The organism is Klebsiella sp. ME-303, from assembly GCF_007910085.1.
GTDB classification, from domain to species: Bacteria; Pseudomonadota; Gammaproteobacteria; order Enterobacterales; family Enterobacteriaceae; genus Klebsiella; species Klebsiella michiganensis.
Genome location: NZ_VOJB01000092.1, coordinates 63,171 through 86,009, shown reverse-complemented (window position 1 = coordinate 86,009; position 22,839 = coordinate 63,171). Strand labels below are relative to the sequence as shown.

The window sequence follows — 22,839 nt, the reverse complement described above, 5'->3', positions numbered from 1 at the left end:
TCATAGAGCGTTAATGCCATCATTTATGAGAAGAATTTAGCCAGCAAGAAAGCGCGACAACCATGAATTCACATTGTGTACGCGCGGACATCCGATGCGACCGGTTCGGGTTCACTCCCGGTGACGTACAAATTTCATCCAGCAACAGAGAAAATAGGGTTGATCTTTCACCCGGCCGCATATACTGTATATGCATACAGTAACCCACAGGCGGGATAGACTATGTTTACATCAGCTCACGCAAATCGTTCACCACTGACTTCTACTTCAGTACGTCGTCTCTCTCATGACGCTGCCGAACAGCCAGCTAATGGGCTGATCAGTGAAATAGTCTATCGAGAAGACCAGCCCATGATGACGCAGCTGCTATTGCTTCCTTTATTACAACAGCTTGGCCAGCAATCGCGCTGGCAGCTCTGGCTGACGCCACAACAGAAGCTGAGCCGCGAATGGGTGCAGTCGTCCGGTTTGCCGCTGTCGAAGGTGATGCAGATCAGCCAGCTCTCCCCCGCTAACACCCTGGAATCCATGGTTCGCTCACTGCGCACCGGAAATTATAGCGTCGTTATTGGCTGGCTATCAGAAGAACTGAGCATTGAGGAACATGAACGCCTGGTTGCCGCTGCAGAAGAGGGTCACGCGATGGGCTTTATCATGCGCCCGGTAAGAAATACCGCTCAGCCTGGCAGACAACTTTCTGGGCTAAAAATTCACTCAAACCTGTATCATTAACCGAGTTTAGGATTAATCCTGGAATTTTTTTTGCCCTGGCGTGAAATGGGCTTTCTGGAACGGCATTTTTGTTAAAATGCTTGTCTGATGCGGCTTCGCGACTTTTTTTGCCTCGATTAAGTTCAACCGTATTTGTTAAACATAGCGTACACAACCCTTTTTTTTCATATGCCTGACGGAGTTCACACTTGTAAGTTTCGAACTAAGTTGTAGACTTTACATCGCCAGGGGTGATCGGCTTACGCTGCATGTATCAGCATAGTTAACAACAAGTCACGCCCCGGGTGAAGGATTTAACCGTGAGGTCTTCTGAACCTTCATGGCGAATTTTGGATGATAATGAGGCGCAAAAAATGAAAAAGACAGCTATCGCGATTGCAGTGGCACTGGCTGGCTTCGCTACCGTAGCGCAGGCCGCTCCGAAAGATAACACCTGGTACGCAGGTGCTAAACTGGGCTGGTCCCAGTATCACGACACCGGTTTCTACGGTAACGGTTTCCAGGGCAACAACGGCCCGACCCGTAACGATCAGCTGGGTGCTGGTGCGTTTGGTGGTTACCAGGTTAACCCGTACCTCGGTTTTGAAATGGGTTACGACTGGCTGGGCCGTATGGCTTACAAAGGCAGCGTTGACAACGGCGCTTTCAAAGCTCAGGGCGTTCAGCTGACTGCTAAACTGGGTTACCCGATCACTGACGATCTGGATATCTATACCCGTCTAGGTGGTATGGTTTGGCGCGCTGACTCCAAAGGTAACTACGCTTCTACTGGCGTTTCCCGTAGCGAACACGACACTGGCGTCTCCCCGGTATTCGCGGGCGGCTTAGAGTGGGCTGTTACTCGTGACATCGCAACCCGTCTGGAATACCAGTGGGTTAACAACATCGGCGACGCTGGCACCGTTGGTACCCGTCCTGATAACGGCATGCTGAGCCTGGGCGTATCCTACCGCTTCGGTCAGGACGACGTTGCTCCGGTTGTAGCTCCGGCGCCGGCTCCGGCTCCAGAAGTGACTACCAAGCACTTCACCCTGAAGTCTGACGTTCTGTTCAACTTCAACAAATCTACTCTGAAACCAGAAGGCCAGCAGGCTCTGGATCAGCTGTACACCCAGCTGAGCAACATGGATCCGAAAGACGGTTCCGCAGTTGTTCTGGGCTACACCGACCGTATCGGTTCTGATGCCTACAACCAGCAGCTGTCTGAGAAACGTGCTCAGTCCGTTGTTGATTACCTGGTATCCAAAGGTATCCCGGCTAGCAAAATCTCTGCTCGCGGTATGGGCGAATCCAACCCGGTTACTGGCAACACCTGTGACAACGTGAAAGCTCGCGCAGCTCTGATCGACTGCCTGGCGCCGGACCGTCGCGTAGAAATCGAAGTTAAAGGCTACAAAGACGTTGTAACTCAGCCGCAGGCTTAAGTTATCTCGTTAATAAAAAACCCCGCGATGCGGGGTTTTTTTTACCTTAAATTCCGCTATCAAAAAGCAGCAGCGCACCGATATATCCCGATGCTTGCATCGCTACTCTTTACCTAACAGTACCTGCAAATCATGCTTCAGGCTGGACATCTTGCTGGCATACTTCTCTTTATGCTCAGCATCCTCAATCAACTGCACAATGGTTTCAGACAGCGTTTTACCCCGTCTTTGCGCCAGACCTGCCAGACGCTGCCAGACCATGAACTCCAGGTCGATAGACTTTTTACGCGTATGCTGATGCTCCGCGTTAAAATGACGCTTACGTCGGGCGCGGATAGTCTGCTTCATGCGGTTCACCAGCGCCGGATTGATATGCTGCTCAATCCAGGTATTCACCAGCACGGGTTCATTTTCGAGCGTCAGTAATAAATCGACGGCGGCTTGCGCTGCGCTGGCTTCAATGTAGCGGGTAATAAGCTCACCTTCCCGGTGCTTTTTTACCAGATAAGTCCATTTCCAGCCGCTTTCAAGATTTTCCAGTTGTTGATATTTCATTGCGATCTCAATGTGACCGTGTAACTCATTTCAGGATATCAGTTTTTTCCTGATGTGCTGAGAATAAATGATCTTTCGTGATGTTGGTAGATTCGTTATCACCGCGACAACCGCAATCCCTCGTGTGCTCGGACGCCGCATAATGTATAATCGCGCGTTTTACATCTGACTAAAAAACAGCGACTTTGACCATTACGAAACTTACCCGAAACGACCTCGCTCCTGATACGGAAAGTTATCAGGCGCTGTTTGCACAAGCCGACTTAGCTCACGCAGAGGCATCCCTCTCAGGCGAACTGCAACCCCGACTCTTCTATGGCCTGGAGCAGCTCCTGGTCACTCCAGCCATTTCGCCGTTTATGCTGGTTAAAATTCCGGAAGAGCCGGAGTACCTGCAGTGGCTGGCTAACGAAACCCGTACTTTACACCAACCGGCACAAACGCTCTGTGGCGTTCGCTATCAGGTTGATGGCGGAAAAATCTCGCTCTCCCCTGCGCAAACGACTGAAGATAATTTCGCCAGCGTTGCGCCGGTTGAAGCCGCGGACTGGATCGAAGCAGAGCAGCTTTTTGGCTGCGTGCGCCAGTTTAATGGTGAAATCACGTTACAACCCGGTCTGGTCCATCGCGCTAACGGCGGGGTATTAATTCTCTCCCTCCGTGCATTACTGGCACAGCCCCTGCTGTGGATGCGGCTGAAAAATATGGTAACCCGCCAGCGTTTTGACTGGTTATCATTCGATGAGTCTCGCCCTCTTCCGGTCAGCATTCCCTCTATGCCCCTGAGTTTGAAAGTTATCCTGGTCGGCGAGCGGGAATCTCTTGCTGATTTTCAGGAGATGGAACCCGAGCTTTCTGCGCAGGCTATCTACAGCGAATATGAAGATAATCTGCAAATCGCTGATGCCGATACGCTGAAGCAGTGGTGCCAGTGGGTCTGGCAAAATGCTCAACTGCTCGAACTCCCGGGGCTGTCAGCTAACGCCTGGCCGCTGCTGATCCAGGAAGGTGCGCGTTATACAGGCGACCAGGAAACCTTGCCGCTGTGCGTGCTCTGGATTGCTCGCCAGCTTCGCGAAGCCGCCGCGTTCTGTGAAGGTGAAGAGATTAGCGCTGAAGAGATGCAAACCATGCTGGAGCGTCGTTTGTGGCGCGAAGGCTACCTTGCTGAACGCATCCAGGATGAAATACTGCAGGAGCAAATCCTGATCGAGACCGAAGGCGAATGCGTCGGACAAATCAACGCACTCTCCGTCATTGAGTTTCCGGGCCATCCGCGTGCGTTTGGCGAGCCTTCACGTATTAGCTGCGTCGTACATATCGGCGACGGCGAATTTATTGACGTTGAGCGTAAGGCCGAGCTCGGTGGCAACATTCATGCAAAAGGCATGATGATCATGCAGGCGTTTCTGATGTCCGAGCTGGAGCTCGAACAACAGCTCCCCTTCACCGCCTCTCTGACCTTCGAGCAGTCCTACAGCGAAGTGGATGGCGATAGCGCCTCCATGGCCGAACTGTGCGCACTGATCAGCTCGCTGGCCAATGTGCCGATTAATCAGAGCATCGCCATTACCGGTTCTGTCGATCAGTTTGGTCGCGTACAGCCGGTTGGCGGGCTTAACGAGAAAATTGAGGGCTTCTTTGCTATTTGCCAGCAGCGTGGGCTGACCGGTAAACAGGGAGTCATCATTCCCTCCGCCAACGTTCGTCACCTGAGCCTGGCGCAGGAACTGCAACAGGCCGTTGCGGATGAGCAGTTCTTTATCTGGGCAGTCGATGACGTGACGGAAGCGCTGCCCATTCTGACCCAGCTACTCTGGGACGGAGAAGGACAAACGTTACGGCAAACTATTCAGGAAAGAATTGCGCAGGCGACACAGCAAGAGAGTCGTCATCGCTTTCCGTGGCCGCTACGCTGGTTAGGCGGTTCAGGTTCGAACTGATCGGACTTGTTCAGCGTACACGTGTTAGCTATCCTGCGTCCCGAACTCAAAATAAGGCTTACTGAAAACATGGTAGATAAACGCGAATCCTATACAAAAGAAGACCTTCTTGCCTCTGGTCGTGGTGAACTCTTTGGCGCCAAAGGCCCACAGCTGCCGGCGCCAAGTATGCTGATGATGGACCGCGTCATCAAAATGACCGAAACCGGTGGTAACTATGACAAAGGTTATGTTGAGGCAGAACTCGATATTAACCCGGACCTGTGGTTCTTCGGTTGCCATTTCATTGGTGACCCGGTGATGCCGGGCTGTCTGGGCCTGGATGCCATGTGGCAGCTGGTTGGCTTCTACCTGGGCTGGTTAGGCGGCGAAGGTAAAGGACGTGCATTAGGCGTGGGCGAAGTGAAGCTCACCGGTCAGATACTGCCAACGGCGAAGAAAGTGACCTACCGTATTCATTTCAAACGCGTGATAAACCGTCGTTTGATTATGGGGCTGGCGGATGGAGAAGTGCTGGTTGACGGTCGTTTGATTTACACCGCAACCGATCTGAAAGTGGGCCTGTTCCAGGACACTTCCGCGTTCTGATAAACATCACGCGTTAGAAAAGGCGAAGCCCCCGCGCAGCGGAGGCTTCTTTTTAAAGAGACAGTCAGGCAATTTGTACCCTGTCCTCCATGGCCTCTCGCCAGCCTCCTAGCCAATAAGACCTTTGGTTTAAGGTCTGGTAAGGACACATTTCCTTCGACCTTCCGGTAATACCGGCCTGGTACCCACGCTGATGTGCCCGTTCCAGGCGATCTCGTTTTTGTCTCTTCATGCCTCGTTTCCCTCATACTTTGATCTGGTGGAAAAGAAAACAATGGTCACTAAATACGCTACCACGGTTAACGAATACCGCGAATCAGGGATAGCGTCAATGCGCAAAATTCACGCCATTGTCATATTTGTGAGCTACATGAAACTTCGTTTGTACAAAAACTGTGAACCAGCACAAGTAACAAACTGATGAGACAAATAAAAAAGCCGCTGCGATTTTCACTGTTGCAGCGGCTTTTATTCTTATTAATTTTACTTATGGCAAGCGGTTAATCTCGCTGGCAATCGCCGTCGCTTCCTGGGTCCAGGCCTGAGCGAGCGTTTTCACCATCGCGTCGTAGCCATCCTCTTGTTGCTTAAGCTCAATATGGAACGGCCGCTTAATCAACTGCCCCTGATGCTTCAGCAGCCACTCGCCGCTGACGATGACCCGGCCATCGTAACGGCCATGAAAACCGCTGACGGACACGTTCAGCGTATCCTGCTCGCTACCCAGCGGTTGAGAGGCAACCACCCAACCCGGAAGCTGGTTGCTAAGGTTCGCCACCAGCGTCGTTTTCAGCTGTTGATCGAGCGGGCTCGCCCACAGATTGTTATTCGCAATCACATACTGAACATCGGTGGTCTGATAGACCACCCCGTTACCGGCAAGATAATCCGGAATGCTCACCTGCTCGACCCAAAGCAAGTTTTTGCTTTGGTGGGTGGCGCTTTGCGCGCCACCCTGCGCCACGGGAAGCTGATAGTAAGTTTTACTCTCACCGCCGCTGCTGCATGCCGTCAGCGCGCATACCGCCGCCGCTATTAGCCATTTCTTCATTATTTCGCTCCCTTCGGCTGCGGATCTTTTTTATCCTTCGCCTCAAATACCAGCGCATTGCTCTTATCATTGAGCGTTTTCAGTACCGGCTGCAGTTCACGAAGAACCTGATCGAGACGCTGCATATCCGCAACCATCTTATTGTATGCCGCAGATCCCGGCTGGAAGCCCTGCATACTACGATTAAGCTCGCGCAACGTATTCTGCATATCGCCCGGTAGCTGCTGCATCGACTGACTTGACGTTATCTTGTTCAGACTGTCCAGCGTCGCCTGCACGTGCTGCATCGTTTTTTCACTTTGCGCCAGCGTACTGGTTGCCTGCTCCAGCAGCGGGTTAATTGGCAGATTGTTAATTTTATCCAGCGCGTCCATCAGGCGCTGCTGGATCTGCGCCAGACCACCGCTCACGGTTGGAATAATCGGATAACCGCCAAACTCCTGCATCTTGCCGCGCGGAGGGGCTTTCGGGTAGAAGTCGAGATCGATATACAGCGCACCGGTCACCAGGTTTCCGGTTTTAAGCGAACCGCGCAGCCCGCGATTCATTAGATCATCGATATGCTTACGAATGTCAGGATCGGCGCCTAACTGATTGATCAGACGTTCCGGCTCAATTCGCACTTCTACCGGGATACGGTAATCGTCGTTGATGTTCTGCTTCAGGCCTGGAATAAAGAACGGCACCTTGCCGACGGTCCCCAGACGGATACCGCGGAATTCAACCGGCGCGCCGGGCTGCAAACCGCGAATCGAATCTTTAAAGAACATCACGTAGTCAATATGCTGGGTAAACACCGAATCCTGGATGCTGCGTTGATCGTCAAACAGATGATATTCTGTTTTATTCGCCACCGGCTCACCTAACGGTAGCCCTTCGGGAATATCAAAGCTGACGCCGCCGCCAAACAGCGTCGACAGCGATCCCATCTCAACGCGCATACCCGCAGCAGTCAGATCCACCGCAATACCGCTATCTTTCCAGAAGCGCACGTTATTGGTGACCAGCCGATCGTTAGGCGCGCTAATAAACAGCTGATAGGTAATATTGCGTTTTTGCGCATCGAAGGTGCTGGTTTCAACTGAACCTACGCGGTAGCCGCGGAAAAGCACCGGATCGCCGGGTGAAAGCTGCCCCGCTTTGCTGCTTTCCAGCAGGATGCGAATACCTTTAGCATCAGGGGAGGCCAGCGGCGGTGAATCCAGCAGCGGATACTGCGCAGGAACAGAGCCTTTGCTACCCGGCTGCAGTTCGATATAGGCGCCGGATAACAGCGTTCCCAGACCGCTAATTCCTTCACGGCCGACCTGCGGTTTAACCACCCAAAAAACCGAATCCTGGTGCAGCAGTTTTTCCATACCTGAATTCAGCCGCGCTTTAATCTCCACGTGGGTCAGGTCGTCCGTGAGCGTCGCGCTTTCAATCACGCCGACGTCAACGCTGCGACTTTTTATCCGGGTTTTGCCCCCTTCAATACCTTCTGCGTTAGTGGTTATCAGGGTCACTTCCGGCCCCTGGTGGCTATAGTGATAAAAGAGAATCCATGCGCCAATCAGCGCCGTGACTATCGGGAAGATCCACACCGGTGACCAGTTCTTCACCTTTTGCACTTTCGCTTCTCCGCTCTTATTTTCCATGCTGCAGTCTTTCCTCATGGCTTGAATCTGGCTCACGATCCCACAATAAACGCGGGTCAAAGGTCATGGCCGAAAACATTGTCATTACTACGACCAGCGCAAACATCACTGCTCCTATCGCCGGATAGATATTCATTAATCCACCGATGCGTACCAGAGCGGAGAGGACTGCGATAACAAACACATCAATCATTGACCAGCGGCCAACAAACTCGACGACTTCATAAATCAGATGCATGCGCTCCGAGTCGCGCGCTCCCTTGCCGCTGGCGTTCCAGCATAGCCAGCCAATGGCGATCATTTTTAACGTCGGCACCATAATACTGGCAATAAAGATCACCATCGCCACCGGATACGATCCTTCGCTCCATAGCAGGATCACCCCCGCCATAATCGTGGAAGGCATTTTATCGCCCAGCAGGTCGGTAATCATGATCGGCAGAATATTGGCGGGCATATAGAGGATCAGCGAAGTCACCAACAGCGCCAGCGTCCACTGCAGGCTGTTTTTACGCCGGGCGGTTCCCCTTGTCCGACAGCGCGGACAAACGGCCTCATCGACGGGCAAAACCGCCGTGCAGCATGAGCACGAGCGTAGCCCCTGACGCAGGCCGGAGACGCCGACTTTCAGCGGCTGTGTAATCGCCGGCATTGGTGCAATATCATCCCATAACCAGCGGCGATCCACGCACTGGAACGTCCTCAGCTGTAACAGGCAGAACATACACCAGGGAACGAAGCTCAGGCCGATGCCGATATCGCCGTAGGCCATCAGCTTAACGAAGCTGACCAGCACCCCGGCGAGAAAGATTTCCGCCATCCCCCAGGTTTTAAGGTGAAACAGGATCCGCGCCAGAAACGCCTTTAGCCCGGAAGGCATGCTCACCCGATTGACCAGCAGCAGTATGGTGACCAGGCAGAAAGCCGGCACCAGCTGGACGAAAAGTAAAAAGAAGGTACCGAGGCTGGCGTAATCCTCGCTAAACAGCACGTTCGGAATTTCCAGCAGCTCGATTTCACTGCTGATCCCCCCAACCTTCATATAGATGAAGGGGAACAGATTGGCCAGCAGCAGCATGAACAACGCGACCAGCGCGTAGGCTGTGGGACGCTGCCGGGGCGCGTCCCATGACGTTGTCAATGTCGTTCCGCAACGCGGACACGTAGCTTTCTGGCGATGCTCCAGCTGCGGCAAAGCCACCAGCAGATCACATTGTCGACACAGGATATGCCGCGCAGCATGATGATGATCGCACATGAAAACTCCTCAGCTTATGCGCCGTTTTTTAAACCTTCGAGATATTCCCAGCGTTCGAAGGCGGTTTCCAGCGCCTGCTCCGCTTCACTCAGCTGTGCGAGCACCTGCTGCGTATGGTCATGCGACTGACCAAAGAAAGAAGGGTCGGCAACCTGCTCCTGCAAATTCTGCAGCTGGGCTTCCAGTTCTTCCAGTTTTTGCGGCAGCTGTTCCAGCTCGCGCTGCAGGTTATAGCTTAGTTTGCTGGCAGCGCGTTTGACACTTTCTGCTTTCGGTTGAGCAACTTCAACTGTCTTTTTAGAAACCGGCTGTTTTTTCGCCAGATACTGCGCCTGCTGACCGCGTGCGTCATGATAGCCGCCCACGTATTGGCCAATTTGCCCCGCGCCTTCGAAGATCCAACACTCCGTTACCGTGTTATCCACAAACTGACGGTCGTGGCTAACCAGCATCACGGTTCCCTGATAACCGTCGACAAGCTCTTCCAGCAGCTCCAGGGTTTCGACATCCAGATCGTTTGTCGGTTCATCGAGTATCAACAGGTTGCTGGGCTTGAGGAACAGGCGCGCCAGCAGCAGGCGGTTACGCTCCCCGCCCGACAGTGCCCGCACCGGCGTCATCGCGCGTTTCGGATGGAACATAAAGTCCTGCAGATAGCCCAGGACGTGGCGCGGCTTGCCGTTCACCATCACTTCCTGTTTACCTTCCGCGAGGTTGTCCATCACCGTTTTATCCGGATCAAGTTCCGCGCGGTGCTGGTCGAAGTAAGCCACTTCCAGCTTGGTACCCACATGAATACGTCCACTATCCGCCTGCAGCTGACCGAGCATCAGCTTCAGCAGCGTAGTTTTGCCGCAGCCGTTCGGGCCAATCAGCGCAATTTTGTCGCCGCGCTGGATTTGAGCGGTGAAGTCTTTAACCAGCACCTTGCCATCAACCTGGTAGTTGACGTTCTCCATTTCGAACACAATCTTGCCCGAACGCGCGGCCTCTTCCACCTGCATCTTCGCGCTGCCCATCACTTCACGGCGCTCACCGCGCTCGCGGCGCATGGCTTTCAACGCCCGCACGCGCCCTTCGTTACGGGTGCGACGCGCTTTGATCCCCTGACGGATCCACACTTCTTCCTGCGCCAGCTTGCGATCAAACTCCGCGTTCTGTAACTCTTCCACGCGCAGCGCTTCTTCTTTATCCAGCAGATACTGATCGTAGTTCCCCGGATAGGTCACCAGCTTACCGCGATCGAGATCGACAATTCGCGTCGCCATGTTGCGAATAAAGGAACGGTCATGCGAAATAAAAATAATGGTGCCTTTGAACATCTTCAGGAAACCTTCCAGCCAGTCGATAGTTTCAATATCGAGATGGTTGGTCGGTTCATCGAGCAGCAGCACGCGCGGCCCGCTGACCAGCGCGCGGCCGAGGGCCGCTTTACGTAGCCAGCCGCCGGACAGCGAGGAAAGCTCGGCGTTAGGATCCAGATTCAGCTGTTCCAGCACTTCATTAATGCGGCTATCGAGCTGCCACAGCCCTAAATTATCCAGCTGTTCCTGAAGGCGTGCCAGTTCGTTCAGATTCTTGTCGCTCGGGTCGGTCATCACCAGCTGCGAAACATCGTGATAACCCTTGAGGTATGCCGCTTGTTCAGCAATACCTTCCGCCACAAAGTCATATACGGTTCCGGTCACGTTACGCGGCGGATCCTGCTGTAGACGCGCCACAACCAGATCCAGTTCATAGATAATGCGCCCGTCATCAAGACCCTGTTCACGATTGAGGATCTTCATCAGGGTCGATTTACCCGCACCGTTGCGCCCTACCAGGCAGACGCGTTCGTTATCTTCGATATGCAGTTCAGCATTATCCAGCAGCGGCGCATCGCTGAAAGAGAGCCAGGCGCCGTGCATACTAATTAAAGACATTCTTTATTCCTTTCAGGCTGCGGTAATCAGCCAGCAGTTGTGAATCTGACGGTTGCGGGCAAAATCCTGAGACAGCGTTTTTTGCGTGATCTCCTGCGCCTTCAGGCCCAGCTGCGCCAGCCCGTCATGATCCATACGGAAACCGCGTTTGTTGTTCGAGAACATAATCGTGCCGCCTTTACGCAGCAGACGTTTTAAATCGGTCATCAGGCGCAAATGATCGCGCTGTACGTCAAACGCATCATCCATACGCTTTGAGTTGGAGAAGGTTGGCGGATCGATAAAGATCAGATCAAACTGTTCGGTGGTCTCCCGCAGCCAGCCCAGCACATCAGCCTGCATCAGGCGATGCGCGCGGCCGGTTAAGCCATTGAGGCGCAGGTTACGTTCAGCCCATTCAAGATAGGTACGTGACATATCGACCGTCGTCGTGGAACGCGCGCCGCCAAGGCCGGCGTGGACGCTGGCGCTACCGGTGTAGGAGAAAAGGTTGAGGAAATCTTTGCCTTTGCTCATCTGGCCCAGCATGCGGCGAGCAATACGGTGGTCGAGGAACAGCCCGGTATCCAGGTAGTCGGTCAGGTTTACCCACAGACGTGCGTTATACTCCTGCACCTCAATGAACTCACCTTTTTCACCCATTTTCTGATACTGGTTTTTCCCTTTCTGCCGTTCGCGGGTTTTCAGCACCAGCTTGTTCGGCGCAATCCCCAGTACGGCAATGGTGGCGGCGATAATATCAAACAGGCGCTGGCGGGCCTTGTGCGCGTCAACGGTTTTCGGCGGCGCATACTCCTGCACCACCACCCAATCGGCGTAGCGGTCGATAGCGACGTTGTACTCCGGGAGGTCGGCATCATACAGGCGATAGCATTCAATGCCTTCCTGACGCGCCCACTTCTCATATTTTTTCAGGTTCTTACGCAGACGGTTGGCGAAATCTTCCGCCAGCATCGCGGTTTTGCCGCCTTCGTTTTCCGCAAGATGATAGTTCTTCTGGACGCAGTCGAGCGGTCCATTTTTCGCTTTGAACTGCTTATCAGCGCGCAGCTGCAGGCAGCTCAGCAGATCCGGCGAGGCGCTAAACAGCGACAGGTTCCAGCCGCCAAACTGATTTTTCATGATCCGCCCCAGCAGGCTATGCAGGGCAATCAGCGCCGGTTCACTCTCCAGACGCTCGCCGTACGGCGGGTTGCTTATCACCGTGCCGTAAGGGCCCTTCGGCAGTGGGTTGCTAAGCTGGGCAACATCTTTCACTTCGAAGGTAATCAGTTCGCCAATACCGGCGCGGCGGGCGTTGCGCTGCGCGCGTTCGATGACGCGAGCGTCAACGTCGGAACCGTAAAAGCGCGACTCATACGCCGCCAGCCCCTGACGGGCGCGGGTTTGCGCTTCGGACTTCACCTCTTTCCAGATAGCATCGTCATGCTGCGCCCAGCCGCCGAAACCCCAATGGCCGCGGTGTAAACCCGGCGCACGATCGGTAGCGAGCATCGCCGCTTCAATGAGCAGCGTACCGGAACCGCACATGGGATCGAGCAGCGGCGTACCGGCAGCCCAGCCGGAACGCATCACTATCGCCGCAGCCAGGTTTTCTTTGATTGGCGCCATACCGGTACCGTCGCGGTAGCCGCGCAGGTGCAGCCCCTCGCCGCTAAGATCCAGGGAGATATGCGCGGTCTCTTTATTCAGCCAGACGTTAATACGCAGATCGGGATTTTCGCGATCGACGTTGGGACGCGGCAGATTCTTACGCGTAAAGCTGTCGACGATGGCGTCTTTCACCTTCAACGCCCCGTACTGGCTGTTGCGGATCTCTTCGTTCAGCCCGCTAAAGTGCACGGCAAAAGTGGCATCCTGAGTGAAAATCTCGGTCCATGGAATGGCCTGTACGCCAAGGTACAGATCCAGGTCGCTGTATACGCTGCACTGCCCCAGCGGCAGCATAATCCGCGAAGCCAGCCGGCTCCACATCAGGCTTTGATACAGCAGCCGCGTATCTCCCTGAAAATGGACCCCGCCCTGGACCAACTGGCAGTCCACCGCGCCCAGCCCTTCCAGTTCAGTTTTTAACAGCTCTTCCAGCCCACGAGCCGTACTGGCAAACAGAGAATTCATATCGTCACTTTTACTAAAAGAAAATTGGTGCGCATTATAGCCAATATGCGCCCCATGTCATAAAGTTAAAGGCTTATTTTTAAAGCCAGGGGCAGCGTATGGTAACCCTTTCGCGACTTTTTATTCATCCCGTCAAATCGATGCGGGGAATTGGCCTGAGCCACGCTTATGCAGACAGCAGCGGGCTGGCCTTCGATCGTATATTTATGGTGACGGAAACCGATGGCACCTTCATTACCGCCCGCCAGTTTCCGCAAATGGTCAAATTTATTCCCGCGCCGCTCCATGATGGTCTGCATCTGACCGCGCCGGACGGCAGCAGCGCGATGGTGCGCTTCAGCGATTTCTCCATACAGCAGGAGCCGACCGAAGTCTGGGGCAACCATTTTACCGCCCTGATTGCCCCGGACCGGGTGAACCAGTGGCTAAGCGGGTTCTTCAACCGCAGCGTTCAGCTCCGCTGGCTGGGGCCAGCGCTTAGCCGCAGGGTAAAACGTCACGATGCCGTCCCCCTCTCTTTTGCCGACGGTTTTCCCTATCTGCTGGCCAATGAGGCCTCGCTGCGCGATCTGCAAAATCGCTGTCCGGCCAGCGTAAGCATAGAACAATTTCGCCCAAATCTGCTGGTGACCGGCGCGGCCGCCTGGGAAGAAGATACGTGGAAAGTGGTGCGCATTGGCGAGGTCATTTTTGATGTCGTCAAACCGTGCAGCCGCTGCGTATTGACCACCGTCAGCCCGGAGCGCGGGCAAAAGCATCCTTCCGGGGAGCCCTTAAGCACGCTGCAGCGTTTCCGCACGGCGCTGGATAACGGCGATGTCGATTTTGGCCAGAACCTGATCGCGCGAAATAGCGGCGTAATCCGCGTGGGCGATGCGTTAGAAGTGCTGGCCAGCGGCCCGGCGAAGGCCTACGGCGCAGGCGAGAGTGATACTACGCCGGCACCTGAAGCGCAGGAGAACGCGACGGTGGAAATAGCGTGGCAGGGAGTGAGTTTTACCGGTAATAATCAGCAAATCTTGCTGGAGCAGCTGGAACAACAGGGAATTCGTATTCCTTACTCCTGCCGGGCTGGGATTTGCGGCAGCTGCCGCATCCGGCTGGAAGAAGGAGAAGTCAGCGCGCTGAAGAAAAACGCGGTCGCCGCAGATGGCACCATTTTATGCTGTAGCTGCGTGCCGAAAACCGCGGTGAGGCTGGCGCCTTAAACCGCCTGACCCAGGCTGTAGCTGGCGACGCCTGGCGCCGGCTGCAGCCTGTCGTTCATAATTTTAATCACGTCGCCGAGCTGCATCACCCGCCCGGCAAGCGTCAGACCGGGCTGGGCTAACAGGCACAGCGCGGCGTTTTCTCCGGGCTCAACCACCAGCAGATTCACCTGCTGGCCGGTATCGCTGAGCCATGCGCTGGCGGCATCGCCAACGCCTGGCTGCCAGCTCTCTTCATGCGTGTTGAAATGCCAGCTTTTCGGCATTTGCGGCTTGAGAAAACGAATCGCAACCAGCGCATTGAGTACTAATTCAGCGCGCTGTTCTTTTGATAATTCGAGATCGCGGCACTTTTCTTCAAATGAAAAATAGAGCGCTGCGTCATCAACGCAAAATCCGGAAGGCGCGAAGGCGTCGGGCGTCAACATGCGGCGAGCAAAGCGCGATCTGAATAACATACCATTAGCCAGATCGAGCATCATGCGGTCATGCTCTTCATCGTAATACCAGCGCCAGTTATCGTCAGGTTTGATCCGCATTTCTACCCCCGTCCTCTTCCACTTCCGTCTGTAATAAACAGGTAAACTGCTACAGAATATTTCAAAAATTAAGAAAAGACTAAAATGTCTAAATAAGCAACAATGAAGGAATATAAAACAACCAGGGCTATAAATAAAGCCCTGGAGGAGTATCAGAGGGGGGAAAAGATTAGATATGGGTAACAATTTCTTTAATCAGCGGCGGGCCTTTAAAAATAAATCCGGAATAAATCTGCACCAGCGTCGCTCCGGCGGCTATCTTTTCCCGGGCGGCAATCACCGAGTCAATACCGCCGACTCCGATAATTGGCAGGCGGCCATTTAATTCCGCAGACAGCATGCGGATAATTTCCGTACTCTTCAGCTGCAATGGACGTCCGCTAAGGCCACCGGTTTCATCACAATGTTTCATCCCCTGTACCAGCGATCGATCCAGAGTGGTATTGGTGGCAATGACGCCATCTATATTATGCCGGACTAAACTGTCCGCTACCTGGATCAATTCTTCGACGGAAAGATCCGGAGCGATCTTTACGGCCACAGGAACATATTTTTGATGTTTCTCTTGTAGCTCGCGTTGCTTATTTTTAATACCAGAAAGCAAATCGTCCAGCGCATCCCCGTATTGTAAAGTACGCAAGCCTGGGGTATTCGGCGAGGAGATATTAATGGCGATATAGCCGGCATAAGCATAGATTTTTTCCATACAAATCAGATAATCATCTTTGCCTTGTTCTACCGGTGTATCTTTATTCTTGCCAATATTAATACCCAGAATGCCGTCAAAATGCGCCTTTTTTACGTTCTCCACGAGGTTATCAACACCGTGGTTATTAAAGCCCATGCGGTTGATCAAACCTTCGGCATCGACCAGGCGGAAGATCCTTGGCTTATCGTTGCCCGGCTGTGGACGCGGCGTCACGGTACCAATTTCAATGGAACCAAAACCCATCGCCCCGAGCGCATCAATGCACTCGCCGTTTTTATCCAGCCCGGCGGCCAGGCCCAGCGGGTTCTTAAATGTGAGCCCCATACAGGTTACCGGCTTTGTCGGCACCTTCTGGCGAACCAACATTTCCAGCGGGGTACCCGAAACACGGCGTAATTGTTGAAAAGTGACTTCATGAGCGCGCTCAGGATCGAGCTGAAAAAGGGCTTTACGAACGAAGGGGTAGTACATGAACTCTCCTGGATTCCCGGTGTGCAAACCGGGGGCGTATTATGTGCGATCCACCCCGGAAAGGGAATTGACCTACGACAAAAAATCTTACCTCCGACGCAAACGTTTACTTTTCTCCCGCTCGTTATGCACTTTCTGACAATCCAACGCCGGATAAATCATTTAGGGAAATAAAAGCGCTCTGTCACACTACGGCTAAATGTTATCAATTATAGATAAATGCAAATATTTAGTTATAAGGAGAGAGTATGCGAGTCATCACACTTGCGGGCAGCCCGCGCTACCCTTCCCGCTCCAGCGCGCTTCTGGAATACGCCAGAGAGACGCTCTCTGCGGCGGATATCGAGGTCTGCCACTGGCATCTGCAGAATTTCGCTCCGGAAGACCTGCTCTACGCTCGCTTTGATAACCCAGCCCTCCATGCGTTAAATGAACAGCTTGCCGGCGCCGATGGGCTGATCATCGCGACGCCCGTCTATAAGGCCTCTTTTTCCGGCGCGTTAAAGACGCTTCTGGACCTGCTGCCGGAGCGCGCGCTGGAGGGCAAAATCGTTCTGCCGCTGGCTACCGGCGGAACCATCGCCCATATGCTGGCGGTGGATTACGCCTTAAAACCGGTACTCAACGCGCTGAAAGCCCAGGAGATCCTCCACGGCGTTTTCGCTGACGATAGCCAGGTCACGGATTATCAGCATAAACCGCAGTTTACCCCGAATCTGCAGGGCCGCCTCGACCAGGCGCTGGAAACCTTCTGGCAGGCGCTGCATCGCCCCAGCAGCCGCGCGCCGGCGCTGAAAACCTTACAGCGGGTTGAGCACGTTTAAAGTTCAGCGTTGATGCCCGTCACCAGGCAAAACGCTAAAGAATAAAGGAACACTGTATGGCGACGCTTTCGCAAAAACTCCTGATCCGCATAGCCCCCTGGCTTTTGCCGGTTGGCAGCGTGATTGTATGGCAATTCGCCTCTTCCGTTGGTTGGCTCTCTACCCGTATTTTGCCGTCACCGGAAGGGGTGCTCAAAGCCTTCTGGACGCTCTCCGCCAGCGGTGAGCTTTGGCAACATCTGGCCATCAGCTCATGGCGGGCGCTTATTGGTTTCAGCATCGGCGGTTCCATTGGCCTGGTTCTCGGGCTTATCAGCGGCCTGTCGCGCTGGGGCGAACGCCTGCTGGACACCTCGATTCAGATGCTGCGCAACGTGCCGCACCTCGCGCTGATTCCGCTGGTGATTTTATGGTTCGGCATCGATGAAAGCGCCAAAATTTTCCTCGTGGCGCTGGGGACGATGTTCCCGATTTATATCAACACCTGGCACGGTATTCGAAACATTGACAGGGGTCTGGTGGAGATGGCCCGCAGCTATGGCTTATCGGGTTTTGCTCTGTTCCGTCACGTGATCCTGCCGGGCGCCCTGCCCTCCATTATGGTCGGCATCCGGTTTGCGCTCGGCCTGATGTGGTTAACGCTGATCGTGGCTGAAACCATCTCGGCTAACGCCGGTATCGGCTATCTGGCGATGAACGCCCGCGAATTTCTGCAGACCGATGTCGTGGTCGTCGCCATTATTCTTTACGCTATTCTCGGCAAACTGGCCGACTTCAGCGCACAGCTTCTTGAACGCGTCTGGCTGCGCTGGAATCCGGCTTACCACCTTCAGGAGGCCAACGCATGACAACCGCGCGTCTTAATCCGGGGATCCCGCTGCTGCTAAACGGCGTAAGCAAGCGTTACGGCAGCAAGACGATTCTGAATGAACTCGATCTGCATATTCCCACCGGGCAATTTGTCGCGGTGGTCGGACGCAGCGGCGGCGGTAAAAGCACCCTGCTGCGGCTGCTGGCCGGGCTGGAAAAACCCAACGCCGGGCAGCTGCTGGCGGGTTCGACGCCGCTGGCGCAAATCCAGGAGGATACCCGGATGATGTTCCAGGATTCCCGCCTGCTGCCGTGGAAAACGGTGATCGACAATGTCGGCCTCGGGCTGAAGGGGCAGTGGCGCGAGGCGGCGCTCAAGGCGCTGGCGAGCGTCGGCCTTGAAGACCGCGCCGGTGAGTGGCCCGCGGCGCTTTCCGGCGGGCAAAAGCAGCGCGTGGCGCTGGCTCGCGCGTTAATTCATCGCCCCGGATTATTACTGCTTGATGAGCCGCTGGGCGCGCTGGACGCCCTCACTCGCCTGGAGATGCAGGATCTGATTGTCTCGCTGTGGCAGGAGCACGGATTTACCGTTCTGCTGGTCACCCACGACGTCAGCGAGGCGGTGGCGATGGCCGATCGCGTTTTGCTGATTGAAGAGGGGAAGATAGGGCTGGATCTGCTGGTGGACATTCCCCGTCCGCGACGCACGGGTTCAGTGAAGCTGGCCGAACTGGAAGCGGAAGTACTGAATCGGGTGATGCAGCGCGGCAAGAACAAATCCTCGCCACGCTTAGTGAGCCACGGTTAACGACTGCGACGTTCCCCCGCTCGCGCTGCGCTTAGCGGGGCTACAGGTTTGGACTCGCGCTGGCGTTACGCCAGCGCTTTACTGATTTTCTCGAACAGATCCCCGGAAAGATTCTCCAGACCCTTCAGCTGCTCCAGCGCCCCGCGCATCAGCGCCTGACGTTTCTCGTCATAGCGTTTCAGACGAATCAGCGGCTCAATCAGACGCGAAGCCACCTGCGGGTTGCGGCTGTTCAGCTCAGTCAGCATCTCGACCAGGAACTGATAGCCGCTGCCGTCTTCTGCATGGAACGCCGCCGGGTTGCTGCCGGCAAAGGCGCCGATCAGAGAACGGACGCGGTTCGGGTTACCCATGCTAAACGAGCGATGATGCAACAGGCCGCGAACCGTCTCCAGGACGTTATCCGCCGGGCTGGTGGACTGCAGGATAAACCATTTATCCATGACCAGTCCGTCCTGGTGCCACTTGTCGTCATACTCCTGCATCAGCGCATCGCGGCACGGCAGTTGGGCCGCTACGGCCGCGGCCAGCGCCGCCAGCGCGTCGGTCATATTGTCCGCATGGTGATACTGCGCGCTAATCAGTTTATCCGCCAGCTCGGTATCGCCAAACGCCAGGTAGCGCAGGCAGGTATTACGCAGAGAACGCTTACCGATATCGGCATGCTCAACGCGGTAGCCGTCGAGCTTGTTGGCGTTGTAAACCGCCAGGAACTCGTCAGCCAGCTCTTTCGCCAGCGTGCGGGTCAGCGCTTCGCGCACCGCCGCGATGGCAAGCGGATCGATAATCGCAAACAGCTCCGCCATTTCATTCGCTGAAGGCAGCGTCAGGATCTCCGCCGCCAGCGCCGGATCGATCTTCTCATCCAGCAGAATCGCGCGGAACGCATCGGCGACGTGAATCGGCAGAGACAGCGGCTGCCCCTGCTGGTGACGGTTGACGTTGAGTTTGATATAGGTCGCCAGCAGGCTCTGCGCCGCGTCCCAGCGGGAGAAATCATTCCGCGCGTGGCGCATCAGGAAGGTCAGTTGCTGATCGCTCCATTTGTACTCCAGCTTCACCGGCGCGGAAAACTCGCAAAGCAGCGCCGGGACCGGCTGGAAGTAAACGTTGTCGAAAACAAAAGTCTGCTCCGCCTGGGTGACGTTCAGCACGTGATGCACCGGGTGACCGCCCTTCTGCAGCGGGATTACCTTGCCTTCGTTATCGTACAGCTCGATGTCGAACGGAATATGCAGCGGCAGCTTCTCCGCCTGCTCAGCGGTCGGCGGCGTGCGCTGGCTGATGGTCAGCGTGTACTGCTCCGTTTCCGGGTTGTAGTCATCATGGACGGTGACAATTGGCGTACCGGACTGGCTATACCAGCGGCGGAAGTGGGACAGATCGACGTTGGAAGCGTCTTCCATCGCCTGGACAAAGTCGTCGCAGGTCGCGGCGCTGCCGTCGTGGCGCTCAAAATAGAGCTGCATGCCTTTCTGGAAATTTTCTTCGCCCAGCAGGGTATGCAGCATGCGGATCACTTCCGCTCCCTTCTCATACACCGTCAGGGTATAGAAGTTGTTCATCTCGATCACGCTATCCGGGCGAATCGGATGCGCCATCGGGCTGGCGTCTTCGGCAAACTGCAGGCCGCGCATGGTGCGTACGTTATTAATGCGGTTCACCGCGCGCGAGCCGAGGTCGGAGCTGAATTCCTGATCGCGGAAAACGGTCAGCCCCTCTTTCAGGCTAAGCTGGAACCAGTCGCGGCAGGTCACGCGATTGCCGGTCCAGTTATGGAAATATTCATGACCAATCACGCGCTCGATATCCAGGTAATCTTTATCGGTCGCGGTATCGGTACGCGCCAGTACGTATTTGGAGTTAAAGACGTTAAGGCCTTTGTTCTCCATGGCGCCCATGTTGAAGAAGTCGACGGCGACAATCATATAGATGTCGAGGTCGTACTCGAGACCAAAGCGGGTTTCGTCCCACTTCATGGAATTTTGCAGCGAGGTCATCGCCCACGGCGCGCGGTCAAGGTTACCGCGGTCAACGTAGAGCTCCAGCGCCACTTCACGCCCCGAACGGGTTTTGAAGGTATCGCGCAGGACGTCAAAATCACCGGCCACCAGCGCAAACAGGTAGCACGGTTTTGGGAACGGGTCCTGCCACTGGATCCAGTGACGGCCATTTTCCAGCTCGCCCTGGGCCACGCGGTTACCGTTGGAGAGCAGAAACGGGTATTTTGCTTTATCGGCGATGATTTTGGTGGTGAAGCGCGCCAGAACGTCCGGGCGGTCCGGATACCAGGTAATGTGGCGGAAGCCTTCCGCCTCGCACTGGGTACACAGCGCTTCGCCGGACTGATATAGCCCTTCCAGCGCGGTATTCGCCGCCGGGCTGATTTCATTGACGATGGTCAGAGTGAAATGTTCCGGCAACCCGCTAATCACCAGCTGGTTATTTTCTTCCTTGTAGTCGCTCCACGGCTGACCATCAATCCGCAGAGAGACCAACGTCAGGTCTTCGCCATCCAGACGCAATGGCACATCAGACGTAGCCGCGTGGCGGGAGACCTTGCTCTCAGCCGTCACAACGGTTTTCGCGGCATCCAGGTCAAAGGTCAAATCGATATCGCTAATCAGATACTCCGGCTCACGGTAGTCGTGGCGGTATTTGGCTTGGGGCTGTTGTGTCATAAAAAACCTTTAGCGTGTCCTGTAAAGTGTCGACTCAGTCTATTCCTGTTGCGCAAATCTCGCTATGCAGAATCTTCATCTTTTCAATGCTAAACATGAAAATTGCTACATTTTGATAACACAAGAGGCACGAAATGCGCTCGACCAGGCGCAAAGCTTGTGGTGTGATGCGTGTTCAATATATTAAACTAGGCCTCGCAAATGACCGTCAGCGTCGCCATCAGCCGTCACCGCGGGACAGCGTCGGGTATTACAGGTATACTCCGCCTCCTTTTACCGCTTTGGTTTTGATGGAAACGCTCCAGTGAGAGGATGCTACTGCGCACCATGACCCAATTCACTTCTCCTGTACTGCACTCGTTGCTTGATACGGATGCCTACAAGCTGCACATGCAGCAGGCTGTCTTCCACCGCTACAATGATGTACAGGTTGCGGCGGAGTTCCGCTGCCGCGGGGACGATCTGCTCGGCATCTACGCCGATGCGATTCGCGAGCAGGTTGAGACGATGCGCGACCTGAGACTGCAGGACGATGAATATCACTGGTTGTCGAGCCTGCCCTTCTTTGCGCCAGACTATCTCGAGTGGCTACGCGGCTTCCGCTACGACCCGCGCCAGGTCACGGTCATCAATGACAACGGCAAGCTGAATATTCGCCTTTCCGGCCCCTGGCTTGAAGTTATTATGTGGGAAGTTCCGCTGCTGGCGGTGATAAGCGAGCTGGTACATCGCTATCGCTCGCCGGAAATCAGCGTCGATCTCGCGCTGGACACCCTTGAGCATAAGCTGACTGACTTTAACCGCCTCACTGCTGATATCGATATGTCGGGCTTCCGCCTGATGGATTTCGGTACCCGCCGCCGCTTCTCCCGCGAGGTGCAGCAGGCGATTGTTCAGCGTCTTCAGCAAGAATCCTGGTTCACCGGTACCAGCAATTACGATCTGGCGCGGCGTTTGAATTTGACCCCAATGGGGACCCAGGCTCACGAATGGTTCCAGGCGCATCAGCAGATCAGCCCGAACCTGGCGAGCAGCCAGCGCGCGGCTCTCGCTGCCTGGCTGGAAGAGTATCCCGATCGGCTGGGGATTGCGCTGACCGACTGCATTACGATGGACGCTTTTCTGCGCGATTTCGGGCCGGAGTTTGCGACCCGCTATCAGGGGCTGCGCCACGACTCCGGCGACCCGGTGGAATGGGGCGAGAAGGCTATCGCCCACTACAAAAAGCTGGGCATCGACCCGCTGAGCAAAGTGCTGGTATTTTCCGATAATCTCAACCTGACAAAAGCGGTTGATCTCTATCGCCACTTCTCATCGCGGGTGAATCTGAGCTTCGGTATCGGCACGCGTTTAACCTGCGATATTCCTCAGGTGAAGCCGCTCAATATTGTTATCAAGCTGGTGGAGTGCAACGGTAAACCGGTGGCGAAACTTTCGGATAGCCCGGGTAAAACGATTTGTCACGATAAAGCTTTCGTCCGCGCGCTGCGCAAAGCCTTCGATCTACCGCCGGTTAAAAAAGCCAGCTAGGTCATATAAAGACAAAATGCGTCCGCCAAAA

Annotated in this window: 19 protein-coding genes; 9 read left to right on the top strand and 10 right to left on the bottom strand. The window is 54.9% G+C overall.

Going from position 1 to position 22,839, the window contains the following annotated elements:
• Positions 1-222: 222 nt before the first annotated feature.
• Both sulA and ompA read left to right on the top strand, forming a co-directional pair.
• Positions 223-732 (top strand): SOS-induced cell division inhibitor SulA, encoded by a 510-nt coding sequence (sulA, locus tag FQK12_RS21275; protein WP_014228664.1) that lies wholly within the window; start codon positions 223-225, stop codon positions 730-732.
• A gap of 353 nt (positions 733-1,085) precedes the next feature.
• Positions 1,086-2,156, top strand: coding sequence for a porin OmpA (gene ompA / locus FQK12_RS21270; protein WP_004849520.1), 1,071 nt, complete (start codon positions 1,086-1,088; stop codon positions 2,154-2,156).
• A 102-nt stretch (positions 2,157-2,258) separates the two neighbouring features.
• On the opposite strand, the gene matP is transcribed toward ompA, so the two are convergent.
• Positions 2,259-2,711 (bottom strand): macrodomain Ter protein MatP, encoded by a 453-nt coding sequence (gene matP / locus FQK12_RS21265; protein ID WP_014228663.1) that lies wholly within the window; start codon positions 2,709-2,711, stop codon positions 2,259-2,261.
• Positions 2,712-2,896: 185 nt separating this feature from the next.
• Between matP and FQK12_RS21260 the strand changes: the two genes are divergently transcribed.
• On the top strand, positions 2,897-4,654 hold the full coding sequence (locus tag FQK12_RS21260; RefSeq protein WP_014228662.1) for a Lon protease family protein: 1,758 nt from the start codon (positions 2,897-2,899) through the stop codon (positions 4,652-4,654).
• Between the two features lie 69 nt (positions 4,655-4,723).
• On the top strand, positions 4,724-5,242 hold the full coding sequence (gene fabA, locus FQK12_RS21255) for a bifunctional 3-hydroxydecanoyl-ACP dehydratase/trans-2-decenoyl-ACP isomerase (RefSeq protein WP_004849514.1): 519 nt from the start codon (positions 4,724-4,726) through the stop codon (positions 5,240-5,242).
• A 64-nt stretch (positions 5,243-5,306) separates the two neighbouring features.
• Here the strand turns inward: fabA and rmf are convergent, their stop codons facing one another.
• From rmf to rlmKL, 6 genes are all read right to left on the bottom strand, one after another.
• Positions 5,307-5,474: a ribosome modulation factor gene (gene rmf / locus FQK12_RS21250; protein WP_004100764.1), complete on the bottom strand. Its 168-nt coding sequence runs from the start codon at positions 5,472-5,474 to the stop codon at positions 5,307-5,309.
• 255 nt (positions 5,475-5,729) lie between these two features.
• Complete coding sequence (pqiC, locus tag FQK12_RS21245) at positions 5,730-6,293, bottom strand: membrane integrity-associated transporter subunit PqiC (protein ID WP_014228661.1); 564 nt, start codon at positions 6,291-6,293, stop codon at positions 5,730-5,732.
• A complete protein-coding gene (gene pqiB, locus FQK12_RS21240; protein WP_014228660.1) occupies positions 6,293-7,930 on the bottom strand; it encodes an intermembrane transport protein PqiB in 1,638 nt (545 codons plus the stop codon). Before pqiB ends, pqiC begins: the two co-directional genes overlap by 1 nt.
• Positions 7,920-9,188, bottom strand: a complete 1,269-nt coding sequence (gene pqiA, locus FQK12_RS21235; RefSeq protein WP_014228659.1) for a membrane integrity-associated transporter subunit PqiA — start codon at positions 9,186-9,188, stop codon at positions 7,920-7,922. The genes pqiB and pqiA overlap by 11 nt, the downstream gene beginning before the upstream one ends.
• 14 nt (positions 9,189-9,202) lie before the next feature.
• Positions 9,203-11,110, bottom strand: a complete 1,908-nt coding sequence (locus FQK12_RS21230; protein ID WP_004849507.1) for an ABC transporter ATP-binding protein — start codon at positions 11,108-11,110, stop codon at positions 9,203-9,205.
• Positions 11,111-11,122: 12 nt separating this feature from the next.
• Positions 11,123-13,228, bottom strand: coding sequence for a bifunctional 23S rRNA (guanine(2069)-N(7))-methyltransferase RlmK/23S rRNA (guanine(2445)-N(2))-methyltransferase RlmL (gene rlmKL, locus FQK12_RS21225; RefSeq protein WP_014228658.1), 2,106 nt, complete (start codon positions 13,226-13,228; stop codon positions 11,123-11,125).
• 98 nt (positions 13,229-13,326) lie between these two features.
• On the opposite strand from rlmKL, the gene FQK12_RS21220 reads away from it, so the two are divergent.
• Positions 13,327-14,436 (top strand): YcbX family protein, encoded by a 1,110-nt coding sequence (locus FQK12_RS21220; protein WP_014228657.1) that lies wholly within the window; start codon positions 13,327-13,329, stop codon positions 14,434-14,436.
• Here FQK12_RS21220 and zapC read toward each other — a convergent pair.
• Both zapC and pyrD read right to left on the bottom strand, forming a co-directional pair.
• The gene (gene zapC / locus FQK12_RS21215) at positions 14,433-14,975 is read right to left on the bottom strand and encodes a cell division protein ZapC (RefSeq protein WP_004849504.1); all 543 of its coding nucleotides are present in this window, start codon (positions 14,973-14,975) and stop codon (positions 14,433-14,435) included. The two genes, FQK12_RS21220 and zapC, sit on opposite strands and share 4 nt — an antisense overlap.
• 169 nt (positions 14,976-15,144) lie before the next feature.
• Positions 15,145-16,155, bottom strand: a complete 1,011-nt coding sequence (gene pyrD, locus FQK12_RS21210) for a quinone-dependent dihydroorotate dehydrogenase (RefSeq protein WP_004130996.1) — start codon at positions 16,153-16,155, stop codon at positions 15,145-15,147.
• A gap of 248 nt (positions 16,156-16,403) precedes the next feature.
• Here pyrD and ssuE point away from each other — a divergent pair, with 248 nt between their 5' ends.
• From ssuE to ssuB, 3 genes are read left to right on the top strand one after another with little or no spacing between them, the layout of a single operon-like run.
• Positions 16,404-16,979, top strand: coding sequence for an NADPH-dependent FMN reductase (gene ssuE, locus FQK12_RS21205; RefSeq protein WP_009653287.1), 576 nt, complete (start codon positions 16,404-16,406; stop codon positions 16,977-16,979).
• A 56-nt stretch (positions 16,980-17,035) separates the two neighbouring features.
• Complete coding sequence (ssuC, locus tag FQK12_RS21200) at positions 17,036-17,827, top strand: aliphatic sulfonate ABC transporter permease SsuC (protein ID WP_004849501.1); 792 nt, start codon at positions 17,036-17,038, stop codon at positions 17,825-17,827.
• A complete protein-coding gene (gene ssuB, locus FQK12_RS21195; RefSeq protein ID WP_014228656.1) occupies positions 17,824-18,597 on the top strand; it encodes an aliphatic sulfonates ABC transporter ATP-binding protein in 774 nt (257 codons plus the stop codon). The genes ssuC and ssuB overlap by 4 nt, the downstream gene beginning before the upstream one ends.
• A gap of 65 nt (positions 18,598-18,662) precedes the next feature.
• Here ssuB and pepN read toward each other — a convergent pair whose 3' ends face one another.
• Positions 18,663-21,278: an aminopeptidase N gene (gene pepN, locus FQK12_RS21190; RefSeq protein ID WP_014228655.1), complete on the bottom strand. Its 2,616-nt coding sequence runs from the start codon at positions 21,276-21,278 to the stop codon at positions 18,663-18,665.
• A 327-nt stretch (positions 21,279-21,605) separates the two neighbouring features.
• Between pepN and pncB the strand changes: the two genes are divergently transcribed.
• Positions 21,606-22,808 (top strand): nicotinate phosphoribosyltransferase, encoded by a 1,203-nt coding sequence (gene pncB, locus FQK12_RS21185; RefSeq protein WP_014228654.1) that lies wholly within the window; start codon positions 21,606-21,608, stop codon positions 22,806-22,808.
• Positions 22,809-22,839 lie beyond the last annotated feature (31 nt).